At 44.0% G+C, this 16023-nt stretch carries 15 protein-coding genes; 9 read left to right on the top strand and 6 right to left on the bottom strand.

Annotated features, from left to right (window positions below; translation table 11 throughout):
- Nucleotides 1-593 precede the first annotated feature (593 nt).
- Nucleotides 594-1127: a chromate transporter gene (locus tag B3N33_RS06035; RefSeq protein WP_214061050.1), complete on the bottom strand. Its 534-nt coding sequence runs from the start codon at nucleotides 1125-1127 to the stop codon at nucleotides 594-596.
- Entirely contained in the window at nucleotides 1124-1666 is a 543-nt protein-coding gene (locus B3N33_RS06030) for a chromate transporter (protein WP_292592501.1), read from the bottom strand. The genes B3N33_RS06035 and B3N33_RS06030 overlap by 4 nt, the downstream gene beginning before the upstream one ends.
- A 217-nt stretch (nucleotides 1667-1883) precedes the next feature.
- On the opposite strand from B3N33_RS06030, the gene B3N33_RS06025 reads away from it, so the two are divergent.
- The 9 genes from B3N33_RS06025 (at nucleotide 1884) to B3N33_RS05985 (ending at nucleotide 12230) form a co-directional block, all read left to right on the top strand.
- Nucleotides 1884-2504 (top strand): PRC-barrel domain-containing protein, encoded by a 621-nt coding sequence (locus B3N33_RS06025; RefSeq protein WP_214060849.1) that lies wholly within the window; start codon nucleotides 1884-1886, stop codon nucleotides 2502-2504.
- A complete protein-coding gene (locus tag B3N33_RS06020; protein ID WP_292590649.1) occupies nucleotides 2504-3055 on the top strand; it encodes a hypothetical protein in 552 nt (183 codons plus the stop codon). The genes B3N33_RS06025 and B3N33_RS06020 overlap by 1 nt, the downstream gene beginning before the upstream one ends.
- A gap of 34 nt (nucleotides 3056-3089) precedes the next feature.
- Nucleotides 3090-3797: an ABC transporter ATP-binding protein gene (locus tag B3N33_RS06015; protein ID WP_292592499.1), complete on the top strand. Its 708-nt coding sequence runs from the start codon at nucleotides 3090-3092 to the stop codon at nucleotides 3795-3797.
- Entirely contained in the window at nucleotides 3791-6802 is a 3012-nt protein-coding gene (locus B3N33_RS06010) for an FtsX-like permease family protein (protein WP_292592498.1), read from the top strand. The genes B3N33_RS06015 and B3N33_RS06010 overlap by 7 nt, the downstream gene beginning before the upstream one ends.
- 10 nt (nucleotides 6803-6812) lie before the next feature.
- Nucleotides 6813-7931, top strand: coding sequence for a PP2C family protein-serine/threonine phosphatase (locus B3N33_RS06005; protein ID WP_214060846.1), 1119 nt, complete (start codon nucleotides 6813-6815; stop codon nucleotides 7929-7931).
- Nucleotides 7932-7983: 52 nt separating this feature from the next.
- Nucleotides 7984-8328, top strand: coding sequence for an STAS domain-containing protein (locus B3N33_RS06000; RefSeq protein WP_214060845.1), 345 nt, complete (start codon nucleotides 7984-7986; stop codon nucleotides 8326-8328).
- A gap of 3 nt (nucleotides 8329-8331) precedes the next feature.
- Entirely contained in the window at nucleotides 8332-8733 is a 402-nt protein-coding gene (locus tag B3N33_RS05995; protein ID WP_292592496.1) for an ATP-binding protein, read from the top strand.
- A gap of 286 nt (nucleotides 8734-9019) precedes the next feature.
- Complete coding sequence (locus B3N33_RS05990) at nucleotides 9020-10738, top strand: ABC-F family ATP-binding cassette domain-containing protein (protein WP_292592494.1); 1719 nt, start codon at nucleotides 9020-9022, stop codon at nucleotides 10736-10738.
- Between the two features lie 304 nt (nucleotides 10739-11042).
- Complete coding sequence (locus tag B3N33_RS05985; RefSeq protein WP_292592491.1) at nucleotides 11043-12230, top strand: MFS transporter; 1188 nt, start codon at nucleotides 11043-11045, stop codon at nucleotides 12228-12230.
- Between the two features lie 76 nt (nucleotides 12231-12306).
- On the opposite strand, the gene B3N33_RS05980 is transcribed toward B3N33_RS05985, so the two are convergent.
- From B3N33_RS05980 to B3N33_RS05965, 4 genes are read right to left on the bottom strand one after another with little or no spacing between them, the layout of a single operon-like run.
- The gene (locus B3N33_RS05980) at nucleotides 12307-13266 is read right to left on the bottom strand and encodes an ABC transporter ATP-binding protein (protein WP_214079555.1); all 960 of its coding nucleotides are present in this window, start codon (nucleotides 13264-13266) and stop codon (nucleotides 12307-12309) included.
- Entirely contained in the window at nucleotides 13266-14243 is a 978-nt protein-coding gene (locus B3N33_RS05975; protein ID WP_292592489.1) for an ABC transporter ATP-binding protein, read from the bottom strand. The genes B3N33_RS05980 and B3N33_RS05975 overlap by 1 nt, the downstream gene beginning before the upstream one ends.
- 10 nt (nucleotides 14244-14253) lie before the next feature.
- Nucleotides 14254-15060, bottom strand: a complete 807-nt coding sequence (locus B3N33_RS05970) for an ABC transporter permease (protein WP_099830383.1) — start codon at nucleotides 15058-15060, stop codon at nucleotides 14254-14256.
- Between the two features lie 7 nt (nucleotides 15061-15067).
- On the bottom strand, nucleotides 15068-16012 hold the full coding sequence (locus tag B3N33_RS05965) for an ABC transporter permease (RefSeq protein ID WP_214061062.1): 945 nt from the start codon (nucleotides 16010-16012) through the stop codon (nucleotides 15068-15070).
- Nucleotides 16013-16023 lie beyond the last annotated feature (11 nt).

Below are 16023 nucleotides of genomic sequence, written 5' to 3'. Positions count from 1 at the left end.
TGATCGCAACAATCTTCTTCATCCAGTACACCTCCAAATCAGTCAACTTCCTTTTTACCTTCTCGATTCACCGTTGCTAATGCTCGTCTTCTTCAGGTATCTTCCACATACAACGCACCCCCTCGGTCAAGTGTTTGAGCAATAATCCGTACATTAACTGCTTCAATTCTCAGATACTTAGTTCTCATATTGTCAAGAATCAGTTGAAAAGAATAGGTCACTCGATGATCCATGGATCTAGAACTCTTCCATCAACTATGATTACAAGTCTATTGTAGATCATGTTCAACTGATTTCTAAAACTTATCAAGAGAAAGCATAAAGATGATAATCGGTATTGACGGTCTGTAGATGGTTATAATGGCAGATTCTCAAGATCTAATCGTGGAATCATACGATTGAAGTATTAGCTAGTTTTAAGCAATATGTTCATTTGAATCCTCTTAATTATCCAAGTGGAGTCGTTGCTAGATCAGGAATAAATTGATCAAATTACTCATGCGAATGAAAAATTCAATTTTTGCAATCAAAAGAATGAATTTTTTCTTGACTCTATTGCACATGTGTGGCTCAGAAGCCGAATAATATAAGGTTTATAGGGGAAGGAACAAGCTCATGATTACACCCATCAAACCTGTTCCAAGAACAATCCAGATAACTGAAGGTTTAAACTTATAGAGGATGTAAAAAGCAGCAATGCCAAGAATGAGTGCAAAAATACTATTGATAGATTCAATCCCAATTCTGAAAGTCGCCGAAAGAATCAGCGCGATTATGCCCAGACGTAGTGCATTGAATACTTCCACTGTATCGATCCACTTAGACACAACTTTCAGGATTTTCAATATCAAGAAGATCCAGAACACACTTGGAAGAACTACTCCAACTGTAGAGAATATCGATCCTGGTATTCCGGCAATTTGATACCCAATGAAGGTAGCAGAATTGATTGCTATCGGCCCAGGGGTCATCTGAGAGATAGAAATAAGAGTGAGAAATTCATCAAGTTCAATCCATTTGTTTATGTTAACTATTTGATCCTGAATGAGGCTGAGAGCACCGTAACCACCCCCGAAGGCAAGAAGACCGATTTTGAAGAAGGCCCAGAACAGGTTTATTAAGATCATTGCGTCCTCCGCTTGTCTATGAAGTAGATCAGCATAGAGCAGACTAGCAGGACCCAGATCGAAGATAAATTGAGAAGGACAATTGCAATTGTCCCCGCGGTAATAACCGCCAGTATCATATATCTCTTTAGACTTCTCCTCAGCAACTGGAAAGAAAGATTGGCCAGTATGACGGTTACTCCGACCCTTGCTCCGGCAAAGAAGCCCTTGAAAACAGGTAGATCAACGAAATCAGTGAAGAAGCTTGCGATAACCAGTATTATTATGAATGGAGTTAACGAAGCTCCAAGAACCGCGAAAAATGCACCCCAGAATCCGGACAGTCTGCTCCCCAGTATCATCGCGGTGTTGATTGCAATTACACCGGGTACTGTCTGAGCAGTAACGATAACATCAAGAAATTCATCGTTTTGCATAATCTTGTACTTATCAACAATGAACTCTTTGATGACGGGGATCATCGCGTATCCACCACCTATGGTGAACGTGCTAACTTTGACGAATATCCAGAAAAGCCTAAATGGGCTCATATAGCTCATTGTCCATCATATCCAAATCGTAGAGACGAACTTCCTCCTCTCGGTTTTGATTATTCCTTCAGCGAAGTGCTTTGACCAGGATCAGTATTTCTCTCTATTCTTGACCATTCAGCCACTATATTTTACAACTCGTTCCAGTTTTCTGCAGTCATATAACCAATTGTCTTTGTGGTAGAGCATGCCCTACGTGATAAACTTGTTTTAAGGGGGTGAACCTATGGAAAACAGAATTAGATGGGGTGCAAAAGCCATTTCTTCCGATGGGAAAGACCTCGGAAAAGTCATCCGGGTTGTTATTCATCCCAAGAACAATGAAGTCACTCATGTCGTAATAGAGAAAGGTATCTTCAATAGAGTGGCAAAGCTCGTGCCGATAACGACTATCTTTTTTGCGGCTCCCGATGAGGTTAGGTTGAAAATTGAATCGAAGGATGTTGAAACTCTGCAGGATTACGAGGAGACATTCTTTGTGACCGGAGAGGAGATTGATAACTTGGAAAGCGGGGTTACTCCGGTATACTGGCTCAGACCGGTAGGTGATTATGCAGAGCTTTATCCTCTTCCGCCCCTCAACACTTCGATAAACGTTCCCAAAGATACTAAGTCACTCGAACCAGGTTGTGATATAGTTAGTGCTGAGGAAAAGACGATTGGAAGGTTAAGAAGCTTCGTCCTGAATGACGAAGGGAAGATAACTCATTTAGTTTCCGAATATGGTGGTTTTGGCTCCAAGTCGAAAAAGCTCATACCGATAGACTGGGTTGAGGAGATTGACGAATGTAAAGTAAGGGTCTCCGCGTCCTCAGTGATGGTGGAGAAACTGCCGGAAATGGATTGATGAAAAAGTTGACGGTTTACTATTTGGTAGCTACTGCAATTCTTTTTATACTCAATTTCGCCGAGGGCACTTATACGCAGCCCATTTTTTTCTTTCTTCCGCTAGTAATCGTTTTCGACTACTTGATTATAATGGGAGTACCGGGGGGTGGTCGCTCCAAGAAGATCTCTGCCTTTCTAGAAGATGTTCACAGTGTACTAACTCTTACCGATACCTTTAACGAAAGTACGAAAGGCAAGATAATCGATTCCGAGAATCTGAAGAAGCTTAAAGAAGTTGTGCTTTCTCTCGAAGAGAAGCTAAGAAAACCATCAGAGCTACAGAGAAAGCTGTACATATTCTCTGCCTATGCCGCACCGCTTTTTCCTCTTGCAGTAATGCTTTCATCGGTACTGGTTCAGAGGAGGACAGAAGTTGCGGCCGGTGTATTCTCCTACTGTGCTTCAGGGATAATTGTTGCTTTGTCTAGAAAGGCCTTTTCAAGTCTTGAGAAGACAATACAGAAGCTCAATAATGAGATAAGAAAAGCTGTGGACGATATTACTTTGTAGAAATGATCTTTCGCTTACTGAAAGGAGGTTCGAAATGGCGTTTGTTGAAGTTAGAAACGTTAGTAAAACTTATAGGTCAGGTGAGATTTCGGTTGAGGCTTTGAAGGATGTATCCTTCGATATCTACGAGGGGGAGATACTGTCGATTCTCGGACCATCTGGTTGTGGAAAGAGTACGCTTCTGAACTGCCTTTCAGGAATTGATACCCCGACTGAAGGGAAAGTCATAATTAGAGGTGTGGATCTTCATTCACTGAAGGACGACGAAAAGACTCGATTCAGGGCAATGAACATGGGATTCGTTTTTCAGTTCTACAATCTTATACCAGTACTGAATGCGGTTGAGAACGTTGAGCTTGCCATGCTTACAATGGGAAGCAACCAAAAAAAGGCTCGAGAAGCCGCTATGGAGATTCTCGCAAAAGTGAATCTCATGGAGCGAGAGCATTATCTGCCTTCTCGACTAAGCGGTGGTGAGCGACAGAGAGTTTCCATTGCAAGAGCACTTGTTCATAAACCTGCAATCGTGTGGGCCGACGAACCCACCGGAGCCCTCGACACGAAAACCAGCGGCGACCTTATGAATCTTATAACTGAGCTGAACCAAACTCTTAATCAGACTTTCGTTATTGTAACCCACGATGAAAGAGTCTCCGATTATTCCAACAGGATTCTCCATTTGGACAGCGGTCACATTCTGAAGATTGAAGAGAATAATGAATTGAAGGTGGAAGAGTGCTAATACAGATAGTGAGTCTTTTTACGGGGATTGCTGTAATTGCAACCATTGTCTCCATGATAATGAATCCAATAATCTTCAAAATAGGTTACAGGAACGTCTACAGAAGAAAATCCGATACTTTCCTCGTAATAATGGGATCATTGATAGGAACGGCGCTGATAATGGGCTCCATGGCCATGAACGATTCCTTTCAGAAGTTTTTGTTTAGTCAGATCGAGAGAACTCATGGTGAGATAGATGAATTGGTCTACATTCCTTCAGATAATCAGAACGTCGTAAAAGAGTTCATCCCAAACTTCAAGATAGAGGCTCTTGTCGATTCACTGTCCAGAAATGAACAGGTTGACGGTGTTCTTCCCATTCTCAGCAGGACTGTTTCAGCGGGTCTCCCGGGTAACGCAAGAAGTCAAACCGGTCAGAGTATGGAGGTCACCATCATAGGAGTCTTGTTCGATCATTTGTCAAAGTGGCCCGACGCTTCCGGTATCGATCTAGCGATTCCTCCCCCAACGGATGGTGTACCCGGCCTCATAATAAACCGAGAGCTCGCTGATTCATTAAGAGTGTCGGTTGGAGACGAGATCGAAATCCTTGCGGATCCTGGACAGAGGTTGCTCTTCTGGATTCCTCTTCCACAAGTGAAAATTATTGACATTGTTGAAGGTAACGGTGTTTTTAATTATCAGATAGAGAATCAACGGCCAAACGCATTCACTATGCTTATGGATGTTGAAGTCGCGAGAGAGGTTTTGAAAATCGGTGTGGATGATTATTTCAACGCTTTGCTTGTATCCAATCGCGGTGATTTCTTAAAGGGGGAGAGGCATACTGATGATGTTGTGGTAGCGATAAGAGAGGTGGCCGGCGAAGAGTTTGCTGTTAGAGAGGTAAAGAGGGATTCTATCAGGATGGTTGATCAAGGCAATATCGGTCTTCTATTCCTTATGTTAAGCGTTTTCGCAATATTCGCAGGAGCGCTTCTTCTGACAAATATATATTTGATGCTGGCACAAGAGAGAAGAACCGAGCTTGGAACTCTCAGAGCGATAGGCTATTCGAGAAAAAGGGTCTCAAGAACCATTTTCTATGAAGGATTCTTCTACTCGATAATATCTTCAGCAATTGGTGTGCTCGCTGGTTTGGCTATCGCAAGGTTTACTCTGGGAAGTTTTGTGAGTCTTTCCGAAGATATCGTAACGCTTATTCCCATTGAAGGAGCGAACATCGCATTTGATTCCATGCAGAGCTCGTTTGCCTTTTTTGTGCGTACCGATTCGATTGCTTATGGGTTTCTCCTTGGATTGATCATTCCATTGGTAATAATTTTATATACGGGAAGGAAAATTTCGCGAACAAATATAGTTACCGCCGTAAGGAATATTCCCGAAGAACTGGACGAGCGCCAAAGACTCTTACTGAATATCATAGCTTCAGTTGGAGTTCTCTTGTCAATAGTAGTTGCATATAGTGCCTACTCTATAGGTAATGCAAACGGCTTTTTTACGGGTGTCGTATTGACAGGTCTGCTAATACCGATTGCTATTCCAGCGAGAAACAAGAGGTTAATCGAGTCGCTCTTCTCCATTGCGGTCATAGCGTTTACAATGGTCAGTAACTCTTTTTCATTAATAGCTTCCAGCGGTTCTTCCATCTATCTAACGGTTGCAAAAGGGGCTGCGATTCTTTTCGCCGGTCTTTTCCTGATTGTCTATAATCTAAAGACTTTCGAGTTTCTCCTGAATAAGTTGTTCCAAAAGGCGAGAGCTGCCGCACCAGTATTCAAGATTTCGATAGCCTTTTCTTCCAGGAATCGCATGAGGACAGGTCTTACCATTGCCATGTTTGCGGTTGTGATTTTCGTGATTACGCTTATCTCTGTAATACCTTACTCGATGGAGCAAATGCTTATAAGAAGCAGGGACGCGGTTTTCACTGGTTTTGATGCTGGCGCCTTCTCGCTTACAGGAGAGAGAACCTTCTCCTTCACTGAACTTCAGTCACAGCCTGAAGTGAGAGAGATCTCGACCGTGGCGGGTATGAACGTAGCTGTGAGAAAAGAGGATAGCTTTGGACTTGAACAGATATATCTAGTTGACGACCTTTTCATAGACAATAGCAGATTGACCGATATTCTTTACGATGAGGACCTAGACATATCAAGCGGTGAAGAGCTTTGGGATTACTTGCGTAGTAATCCCGGTACTGTAATAGTGTCTAATAGCGTTTTGCCGGATGTTGTTCCTGGAGATACTCTGGAACTCAGAGGGTTAGTCGATCAGGGAGATTCCGGTCAAGGTATTGGCGGGTTGTTGAGAAGAGGGGTTTCGTCAGAGTCGATTGACACCAGTCCTGTTTATTTGGAAGTAATCGCTACAATTCCGGAAAATACTATCTCCTTCCTCAATGGACTCCTAATCTATGCAGGAAATGTTCCTAGCGAGTTAGCAGGAAGTGCTGCAGAGAGATACTTACTTTTCAACCTTTCAGGCACTTCTCCGGATCAGAAGAAAGAGAACTTCGACACCCTGCAGAGTAAGATCGAATCTAGGAGCCTCTTCCTCCTTTATGTTGACGACATAATCAATTTAACATCCAATATGCTGGAAGGAACAGTCAACATTCTCAGATCTTTCCTTTACTTCGGGATGCTAGTCGGGATCGTAGGAATCGCGATCATTATGTTCAAGGCTCTTCACGAAAGAAAGCGAATAATCGGAATGCTTAAGGCAATTGGATTTACGAAGAAGATGGTGTTCTCCTCCTTTCTCTTGGAAAGTTCATTTATCGCGATTGTTGGTATTGTTCTCGGAATTGTAACCGGCACTCTTACAAGTATAGAGATCTACGCTTCTCCATTGATGGAAGGCATGAAACTGTATATTCCGTGGAATCAGCTTGCTGCCATGACCCTGATATTCTATTTTGCTTCACTTGTGTCTACGATTATTCCCAGTTATTCGGCCTCAAGAATAGAACCTGCTGAAGCTCTGCGTTATTTCGAATAGGAGTGGTGAGGTGAGCAGGATATTGGTGGTGGATGACGACAGTTCGGTTAGAGTGCTTCTAAAATCAATACTTGTCAGGGATAGACACGATGTGATCGAAAGCCCCGATGGTAGGTCTGCGTTGTCTTCACTGTCAAGAGACAAGCCTGATATGATCTTGCTGGATCTTATGCTGCCCGACTACAATGGACTGGATATTCTGACTGAGCTCAAGTCTAGTGAAGAGCTGCGGTCTATTCCAGTAATCGTACTTACCGGCTCTTCCGACAGGCAGAGCAAACTTACTGCTCTCAGTTCGGGGGCCGTTGATTTCATCTCAAAACCCTTTCTTCCCGAAGAGGTTTTACTTAGAGTGAATACTCAGTTGAAGTTACACGAGTTGATAAAGTCTCTGAGAATAGCTGTAGACAATCTTGAGAGTGATGTTCTTGCGGCGGGAAAGATACAAAACGCGCTTGTACCAAAAAGCGATCCACAAGGACTTGCTGTCAGATGGATCTACGAACCTTCCTACAGAGTTGGCGGCGATATATTCGATGTGTTTAGGTTGAACGAAAACCGTTTCTTCGTTTATTTAGCGGATATGTCCGGACATGGAGTAAATGCTGCAATGCTATCGGTTATGGTGCACCGGTTCATTGAAGATTTCAGATCCGGTATTAACGACATAGATTTCGACCTGAGCAGCTTCATGAAAGAGCTCGACAAGAACTTCGTGTTTGAGAGGTTCAATCTATTCTTTACTATTATCGCCGTAGTTGTTGATCTAGAAGGCTTTGCTCTTCTGGCAAATGCGGGCCACCCCTCGCCGATGATTCTTAGAAAGGGCTCTGTTGAACTGCTTGATGATAGGAGAGAAAGCCTGATTGGTATGAACATGGTTCGCGGAGAAGTGTCGAGAGTGCCGTTATTAAAGGGAGATCGTCTTCTGGTGTATACAGACGGATTGATTGAGTTGTCGAACGAAAAAGGTGAGATGTATGGTGAGAGCAGACTAAGAGATCTCTTTGCGAGTTGTGCGAATATAGACATTGAGGAAACATCTGAGCGTCTTAAGACCTCATTTGATAGCTTCAAAGGAAGTGTGTTGGCTGAAGATGATATTACGGCGCTGCTCATAGAGTTCTAGTAAGAACGTCAGATGGTCCGGAAATCTATGAAAACGAGGAGCAGAGTGTAAGATGTTTGAATTGAAGATGATGGAGAATAAGATCGGAGTAATTTCCCTCTTGGAAAGAGCGAGAATCACAGGAGAGACATCGGCGAGGTTCAGAAAATGGCAAGAGACAGTCGATCTCAAAAGCTGTTCGTCAGTGATCGTCGATGGGACCAACATCGAATTCATTGACTCTATGGGCATTGCCGCTTTGATAAGCATCTACAAGACAGTTGCTGCTGAAGATAGTGATCTCGTCTTGATAAATCTGTCTAAAGAGATAAAGAAGCTGCTTAATACTCTGAGGCTCGATAGGCTCTTTGTTGTAAAGGATTGTAGCCTTGAAGAAGTCATCAAGAATTCGTGTTGAGAGATGGGTGAGAAGAAGTACAATTTCAACGTTAGATCCGAAATGAGCAAAATCGATGCTTTCTCGGCTAAAGTCTCGGAGATAGTAAGAAGGTGCATGGGCAATGAAACCGGTTTCAGAGCTGGCTTGATAGTAATTGAGGCTTGCTCTAATATCGTTAAGCACGGCCAGCTTACTGAAGAAGATCTCATATCAGTCAGTCTCGCTATCGGGGAAAATGAAGTAGTAATTACAATCGAAGACACTTCAAGAGAGTTCAATCCACTTGAGGTGGATGATCCAAATCTTGAGAACATCGAGCTTCTGCAGCAAGGTGGAATGGGTATCTACTTAATAAAGAGGTTTTCCAGGAAAGCCGAATACTCCTATGTTGACGGCAGAAACATTCTGAAGATCACAATCTAACTAGAACTTGCTTTTGCTTTCCATAGCTGCGCAAGTTCACTATCAAACTAAACCGTAGTAATTGTTGGTAGTGCATCATGCTCAACTCGATAATGAGTTTGACTTGGCCTTGATCTATGTGTTATAAATTACTGATCGCAAACCAGTAGGTGCTGAAATGAAGAATAGACTTCTTTAATCTACAAAACTGAATACTTCCTCAAAAAAAACATCGAAAGACCTCAATCCTGTTTAGCCGTTCAATTCAAATAACTTTGAGCTTCTAGCCTTACTGGAGGTGATCAATTTGCTTCAAATACACAATCTTTCAATTTCCTTTGGAAGCGTAGACGTTCTTAAGAAAGTCAGTCTCGATCTCGCTGCAGGAGAGATTTTGGCTGTCACCGGGGCAAACGGTGCCGGCAAGTCGACTCTCCTGAAATCCATCAAAGGTGAAATCACTCCCTCGGAAGGAAAAATAACTATAGAGCAAGGTATCGACCCGCTTCTTGTTAACCAGGAGACCGCAGACTTTCATGGGACAGTGAAGGAGTACCTACTGGGGGCGAAAAAAGAGCTCTTCGACATCTACGAGAAATTGGGCAGCTCTGTAAATGATCCTATGACCTATGCGGAACTCATAAATGAATTTCATAATGTTGGGGGATTCGAGTTCGAAGCAAAGATTTCTTCATTTCTAAATGAGTTTGGCATCAATGTTGACAATCTGGATTTCCCGTACATGAATTTCTCCCATGGGCAGAAGAGAATTCTCTCCCTTGTCAGGGGAGTTCTCTCCGGTTCGAATCTTTTCTTGCTGGACGAGCCGACAAACCATCTCGATATAGAAATGACCTTAAGACTTGAAGAGATCATAACCTCACTAAGCGAGAGGGGTGTTGGAGTTATTGTTGTAAGTCATGACAGGAGATTCATCGACAGAGTCGCTCACAAGACGATCTATCTGAAAAGAGGAGAGGCAATAGGAGTTCGAGGCGGCTATTCTGAGATGCTGGCGCATCTGAAAAGTGATTTCCTCTCAAGGCAGAAGAAAAGTGAAGAGATAAGTAAGAAGATACGTCAACTTGAACTCGATGCGACCAGGAGGAAGAGCTGGTCAGATTCAAGAGAGGCTTCAAAGAGATTCGCAAGCGATAAAGGCCATGAAGGACATATGGCGGCCAAACTAGCCAGACGTGCGCTAGCTGTACAGAAAAGGACCGAAAGACTGATCGGTGAACTGGAGTGCGAAAAACCGTTTGTTGAGAAGCCTGTTACTGTCAGGATTCCTAAATATGGAGTTCCGAACAGAAAAATGGTCATGGTGGAGGGCCTCTCGTTCTCTTACGAAGAAAATGAAGTCATAAGGGAGGCCTCTGTTAACATAGATACTTCCGATAGAGTTGGTCTCATAGGGCCGAATGGTTCGGGGAAAACAACTCTGATGAAATGCCTAGTAGGGATTCTGGAACCATCGAGTGGCAGAATGTACAGAAACGATAGTGTAAACTGGATGTACATTCCACAGAATGTCGCAGAACTCTTCGAAAGAGGAACTCCCTATGAAGAAATCGCCGACCTTGGACTGGAAGAGACCACCGTCAGAAGTCACCTGGCCAATATCGGTCTCAAGGGAGAGAAGGCTTTCTCGGAGATTAAAAAGATGAGCTACGGAGAGTTGATGAGGCTTGCCTTACTGAAATCCCTTCTTTCAAAGGTTGAGTTCATCTTTATGGACGAGCCAACCAATCATTTGGATATTGAATCTCTAGAAGTACTTGACAGACTTCTCAACGACTTCGCAGGAGGGTTTTTCTTCATTAGTCACGACAGGCAGTTCATTGCAGAACACGGGGAAAAGATTCTCACCATTGAAGAAGGTATGCTTAAAAGCTTCGAGTATTCAGAGGAGATTGATATCGACTCCTTTGATCGTACAAAAGAGATTCTTGCGGACTCCTATGATGAGTCGAACTTCAGGAGAAGCGCAAAAACTTTCCTTCATAATTCTGAGGAGGAAGATTGAGAGCTCGGCACCGATGGGGATTTTCTAGCAGCTGGAGAACCCGGAGAATAACGAGAAATGCCTCATCCGCATTGGAAACTTTTTTATGAGCCTATTTGATATATAATATTCCTAACTCAATCCAGGAGAAGGAGCAAACCCACATGCTAGAAGTTATTCAGGCTTATAGAAGAGCTATTTTGGGCGGATTTTTGGATTCCGTGGGCAAATGCTACCTCGTCGAGCCTGGATTGCTCTGAAATCTTCGCTGTGAATCAAGAGGCCGTGACGAGCGTCACGGCCTCTTTCTTTTGGGAGAAACCGTATGAATAACATGGTTGAGCTCATGAAAAGCAACATAAAGAAAAATTACCTATTCTCTTTCCTTATGAACATGAGACTGTCGAGCGGTCTATGGATGATATACATGGCCTCCAGGGGAATGAGTTTGACGCAGATCGGTTTCCTTGAAGGAATATTCCACGTGACCTCTTTGACGATGGAGGTCCCTACCGGGTCTGTAGCAGACTTGTTCGGAAGAAAGCTCAGCAGAACCATCGGGAGGTGTCTATCTCTTGTAAGCATTCTAGTATTGATCGGCTCTAGGAACTTCCTTCATTTCGCACTATTCATGATACTCGCTGCACTTTCGTATAACCTGGAATCAGGTTCTGGAGAGGCTCTTGTTTATGACTCTCTCAAATATCTGAAAAAAGAAGACAATTTCATATCGGTTCTTGGGAGGCAGGAGGCTATATTTCAAGTGTCTTCAGTTACGGCGCTTCTAATCGGCGGGTTCCTGGGAACGTACAATTACCACTATGCATTTTGGGTTTCCGCCGGGATCATCACATTTTCGGCGGTCTATTCTCTTTCGTTCACAGAACCACCAATCCTCGAATCGGTGAGCCGTAACTCAAAGACCTTCCGGGGCTTCTTGAAGCAGATTGTTGATAGCTTCTCAATAATCGCTAGAGATAAGAAGGTTGCATTTCTTATCTTTTTTGTTCAGACTATATTGGCATTCAGCGCCTGCATATTCTTTTACATTCAAAACTACTGGAAAGGACTTGGCCGCACGGAGTTTCAGATTGGCATATACCTTGCAGCCGGGTCGTTTCTTGCCGGTTTAGTGGCCATGAAGGTTCAGAGGTTATCTCATCTGCTGAAGGAGAAGAAAGTCCTGATCATACTGCCTCTTGTTTCCGTCGCATCCATGTGGGGTGTGGCTCTTTGCTCGAACAAGTTACCTTTCTTCATGGTTGTAACTATGATTGAAGCCATGCTGTTCGTAGCAGGCAACGACTACATAAATAAGCTGATTCCATCCAGGAGCAGGGCAACGATAATATCCTTTGCAAGTATGATGTATAGCTTAGTAATGATAATTTTCTTCCCAATTTTCGGAAGAATCGCTGACACAATCTCGTTTGGAGTTGCTTTTGTCTCACTGGCTGTGATGGCAAGCTGTCTTTATGTGTTCAGTATGTATTTACTCAAGAAGATCGGATGAAAGAATTGATTCGTGCTCCTTAAAGCGATGCCGGTGAAAAACCGCCTCGGGTTACAGTATTAGGAGAGTCGAACGCTCAGTAAAGGTGACAGCTTACAAAATGATCTTTCGTTACCTCGGTCCTTTGCGGCTTCACACTCGAACAAATCGCCATTCTCCTGAAACATCTGGGGTGAAAGAAGCATCCAGTTGGTGGGTTCAAGGGACTGGGAGCATCACCTTCAAGTATTATTCTTTCGAGCTTATGATCGGTTTCACCGGGAATTGCCGAAAGGAGGGACTGAGTATATGGGTGAAGCGGTGATGTGTAGAGTTCTTCAGATTCGGAGAGCTCAACGATTTCGCCAAGATACATGACGGCTATTCTGTCGCAGAAGTAATGAACAACGTTTAAATCATGGGAAATGAAGAGATAGGTCAGAGAAAGCCTCTCCTGAAGGTCTTTCATAAGGTTAAGCATTTGTGCCTGGATAGAGACATCGAGCGAAGAAACCGGCTCATCGGCTATTACGACTTCTGGATTAAGAATTAACGCGTTCATGATTCCTACGCGCTGTTTTTGACCTCCAGAAAGCTCGTGAGGGAATCTTCCCAAGAGATCCTTGTCAAGTCCCACAAGGTTCATGCTCTCCAAAATCAGCTCTTTGATCTCTCTTTTTTGCATTCCCATCGCTCTCAAAGGTTCTCTCAGTATCCACTCGACTGTTCCTTTTGGATTCAAGGATCCTGAAATGTCTTGAAAGATTAGCTGAACCTTCTTTCTGAATTCACGTTTTTGATCTCTCTTCAGCGAAGTAACGTCGTCGCCTTTGAAGAGGATCCTCCCCTCCGTCGGTTTTAGTAGCCCCACGATTGTATAGGCGGCCGTTGATTTTCCACAGCCGGACTCACCTACAAGTCCGAAAGATTCTCCTTCAGAAATACTTAAGGAAACTCCGTTAAGTGCCTTGATCGAGCCCGGCTTCTTCAGCAATCGGGTTCTTCTCAGCCTGTAATGTTTTCTAAGGTTATGAATCTCCAGAATACCTCTCTTCATCAAATCTCTCCAGCAAGGAAGCATCTCGCTTCGTGATCATTGTCCATCTTTTTGAAGCCGGGGAACTCTCTCTTACATTTTTCGACAGCGTAGTCACATCTTGGCTCAAATGGGCAACCGTAAATCATGTCCGCTATTGACGGCACCCGGCCTCGAATGTCGAAGAGCTCCTTGCCTTTTGAGTCTCTCTTAGGCATGGCTTTTATGAGGCCCATTGTGTAGGGATGGGCAGGATCTGTGAAGAGCTTATCGACAGGTGCTTTCTCAACGATGTGCCCGGCATACATAACGTAAACCATCGAGCAGATCTCCCGAACTACTCCTAGATTATGCGAAATAAAAATCATTGAGGAGTTTCTCTCACGATTTATCTCTCTTAACAGCTCCAGTATCTGTGCCTGTATTGTTACGTCCAAAGAAGTAGTCGGCTCATCTGCGATTATCAGTTTTGGATTGCAGACAATGGCTATGGCTATAGCTATTCTCTGCCTCATACCGCCCGACAGTTCGTGAGGGTACTTGCCATATGTCCTTTCTGGATCAGGAAGATCGACACCTTTCATGATCTCAAGGACCCTTGAGAATCGCTCTTCCTTGTCAAGAGAAGTGTGCATCTTAAGGTTCTCCTCGATTTGCCACCCGACCTTCAGTAGAGGATTGAGCGATGAAAGTGTCTCCTGAAAGATCATCGAGATATCCTTGCCACGTATTCGCCTGATTTTCTCCTCATTGAGAGAGAGCAGATCGGTTCCTGAGAAGAAGAGACTTCCTGTCACGTGCGAATTGCCTGGAAGCAACCTCATTATCGAAAGAGCTGTCACTGTCTTTCCGCATCCAGATTCTCCAACGATCCCGATTATCTCCTTCTCCAGCACCTCCAGAGATATGCCCTTCACTGCGTAGAGCATCCCTTCTGTAGAATCGAAGGCGATTTTGAGATCTTTGATATCTAACAGAGGCTCTATTTCAGTTCGCATATGTTCTCACCTATTTTCTCTTCTCTCTCATGTCCCGAATCCCATCTCCGAGAAAATTGAAGCCCAGCACAAGTAGGGTAATAAAGATTCCTGGTGCTATCGCGTACCAGGGGCTGACGGTTATGAAGACCTGAGACTCACTCAGCATTCTTCCCCAGCTGGGATTGGGCGGCTGGATTCCAAGTCCAAGATAACTGAGCGCCGCTTCGGCCAGAACTGCATTCGAAAAACCCATAGATGCTGCGACAACAATTGGGGAAAGTACATTAGGCAAAATGTGTCTTAACATAATACGGAGGTTTGAAACTCCTCTTACCTTTGCACTTCTTACGTAATCCAGCTCTTTATACTGAACGAAGCCACTCCTTGTGATCCTGGCAAATGAAGGAATCGACATGATACCTATTGCGACGATCGTGTTTCTCAGACCCACCCCAAAGACTGAAACAAACATCAACGCAAGGAGAATGCTGGGGAAGGCCATCATTGCATCGATGAATCTCATAATTATCTCATCGACAATTCCTCCGAAGTAACCTGACACGGCACCGATCGTTACTCCAAAGAGAGTTCCGATAGAAACGGCAACCAATCCTACAAAAAAGGCAGTCTGAGAAGCTTTCATGATCCTGCTAAGCACGTCTCTTCCGAAATTGTCTGTACCCAGAAGATGGCGGACTGACGGAGGTGAAAAACGCTCTTCCCTATTTATTTCCGTTACTGAAAACGGAGTGTAAAACAAACTCACAATCATCATTGAGAACAGAAGAGATATCAATACAATTCCAATTCTGAGATTTATGCTTCTCTTGTCCATACTATCCTCATGCGCCCAATCTGATTCGAGGGTCGATTACGGTATAGACAATGTCGATCAGGAAGTTGATGATCACAATTATAAACGCAATGTACAGTACCATCCCCTGGACGAGAGGTAGGTCACGGGTTGAGATCGCATTGATCAACAGTCTTCCAAGACCTGGAAGCGTGAAAACCTGTTCGATCACTATCGAGCCTCCAAGAATGTTTGCCGCTATCATACCGAGGACTGTAACGATCGGAATTAGAGAGTTCTTAAGCACATGCTTGTACAACACCGAGTTTATGTTCAAACCCTTAGACAGGGCCAGCTGCACATAGTCGCTCTTCATCTGATCCATTACGGAATTTCTCGTATACCTGATAATCGAGGCAATTGACGGAAGGGCTATTGCGATGGCGGGGAGCAGTAAAGACTTGAAAGCTCCTACGGCATCCTCGCTCCACGGGACGTATCCTCCAGGCGAAACCCAGCGGAGAACGATTCCAAATATGTACATCAAGATTATCCCGCTCCAGAAAGAAGGAATAGCCATTCCAATTTGTGAGATCATAGAAATCAAAATGCCGGGAAGTCTGTGACCATATTTTGCACTGACTATTCCAAGAGGAATTCCGATTAGAGTAATGAACATCATGGCCATAAGCGCCAGCGAAAGAGTTACCGGTATCCTGTCTAGAATCAGATCAGACACTGGGACTGAGTATCTCATAGAAGTGCCGAGGTCTCCCGTCAAAAGACCCTTAAACCACCTCGAAAGTCTCTCGCCGAGAGGATCGTTTAGTCCCAATTCGGCTGAAAGAGCTTCGAATTGCGATTCTTCAGCGTCTACGCCGAGTCTCGACAGTGCAGGATTCCCGGGGATCACCTCGAAAGCTACAAAAGCTATGAGCGAAACCAGAAGCACTGTCAGAATCATTGCAAAGAGTTTCTTCAGATATACATACACAGATGACGCTC

Origin of the sequence: Mesotoga sp. UBA5825 (assembly GCF_002432955.1) — a bacterium.
Taxonomy (GTDB): Bacteria; Thermotogota; Thermotogae; order Petrotogales; family Kosmotogaceae; genus Mesotoga.
This window is presented reverse-complemented; position numbering and strand designations above follow the sequence as displayed.

Excerpts from the sequence above, each read along its gene's own strand:
- B3N33_RS06035 (WP_214061050.1), bottom strand. The coding sequence starts at position 1,127 with ATGATCTTAATAAACCTGTTCTGGGCCTTCTTCAAAATCGGTCTTCTT.
- B3N33_RS06030 (WP_292592501.1), bottom strand. The coding sequence starts at position 1,666 with ATGAGCTATATGAGCCCATTTAGGCTTTTCTGGATATTCGTCAAAGTT.
- B3N33_RS06025 (WP_214060849.1), top strand. The coding sequence starts at position 1,884 with ATGGAAAACAGAATTAGATGGGGTGCAAAAGCCATTTCTTCCGATGGG.
- B3N33_RS06020 (WP_292590649.1), top strand. The coding sequence starts at position 2,504 with ATGAAAAAGTTGACGGTTTACTATTTGGTAGCTACTGCAATTCTTTTT.
- B3N33_RS06015 (WP_292592499.1), top strand. The coding sequence starts at position 3,090 with ATGGCGTTTGTTGAAGTTAGAAACGTTAGTAAAACTTATAGGTCAGGT.
- B3N33_RS06000 (WP_214060845.1), top strand. The coding sequence starts at position 7,984 with ATGTTTGAATTGAAGATGATGGAGAATAAGATCGGAGTAATTTCCCTC.
- B3N33_RS05995 (WP_292592496.1), top strand. The coding sequence starts at position 8,332 with ATGGGTGAGAAGAAGTACAATTTCAACGTTAGATCCGAAATGAGCAAA.
- B3N33_RS05985 (WP_292592491.1), top strand. The coding sequence starts at position 11,043 with ATGAATAACATGGTTGAGCTCATGAAAAGCAACATAAAGAAAAATTAC.
- B3N33_RS05980 (WP_214079555.1), bottom strand. The coding sequence starts at position 13,266 with ATGAAGAGAGGTATTCTGGAGATTCATAACCTTAGAAAACATTACAGG.
- B3N33_RS05975 (WP_292592489.1), bottom strand. The coding sequence starts at position 14,243 with ATGCGAACTGAAATAGAGCCTCTGTTAGATATCAAAGATCTCAAAATC.
- B3N33_RS05970 (WP_099830383.1), bottom strand. The coding sequence starts at position 15,060 with ATGGACAAGAGAAGCATAAATCTCAGAATTGGAATTGTATTGATATCT.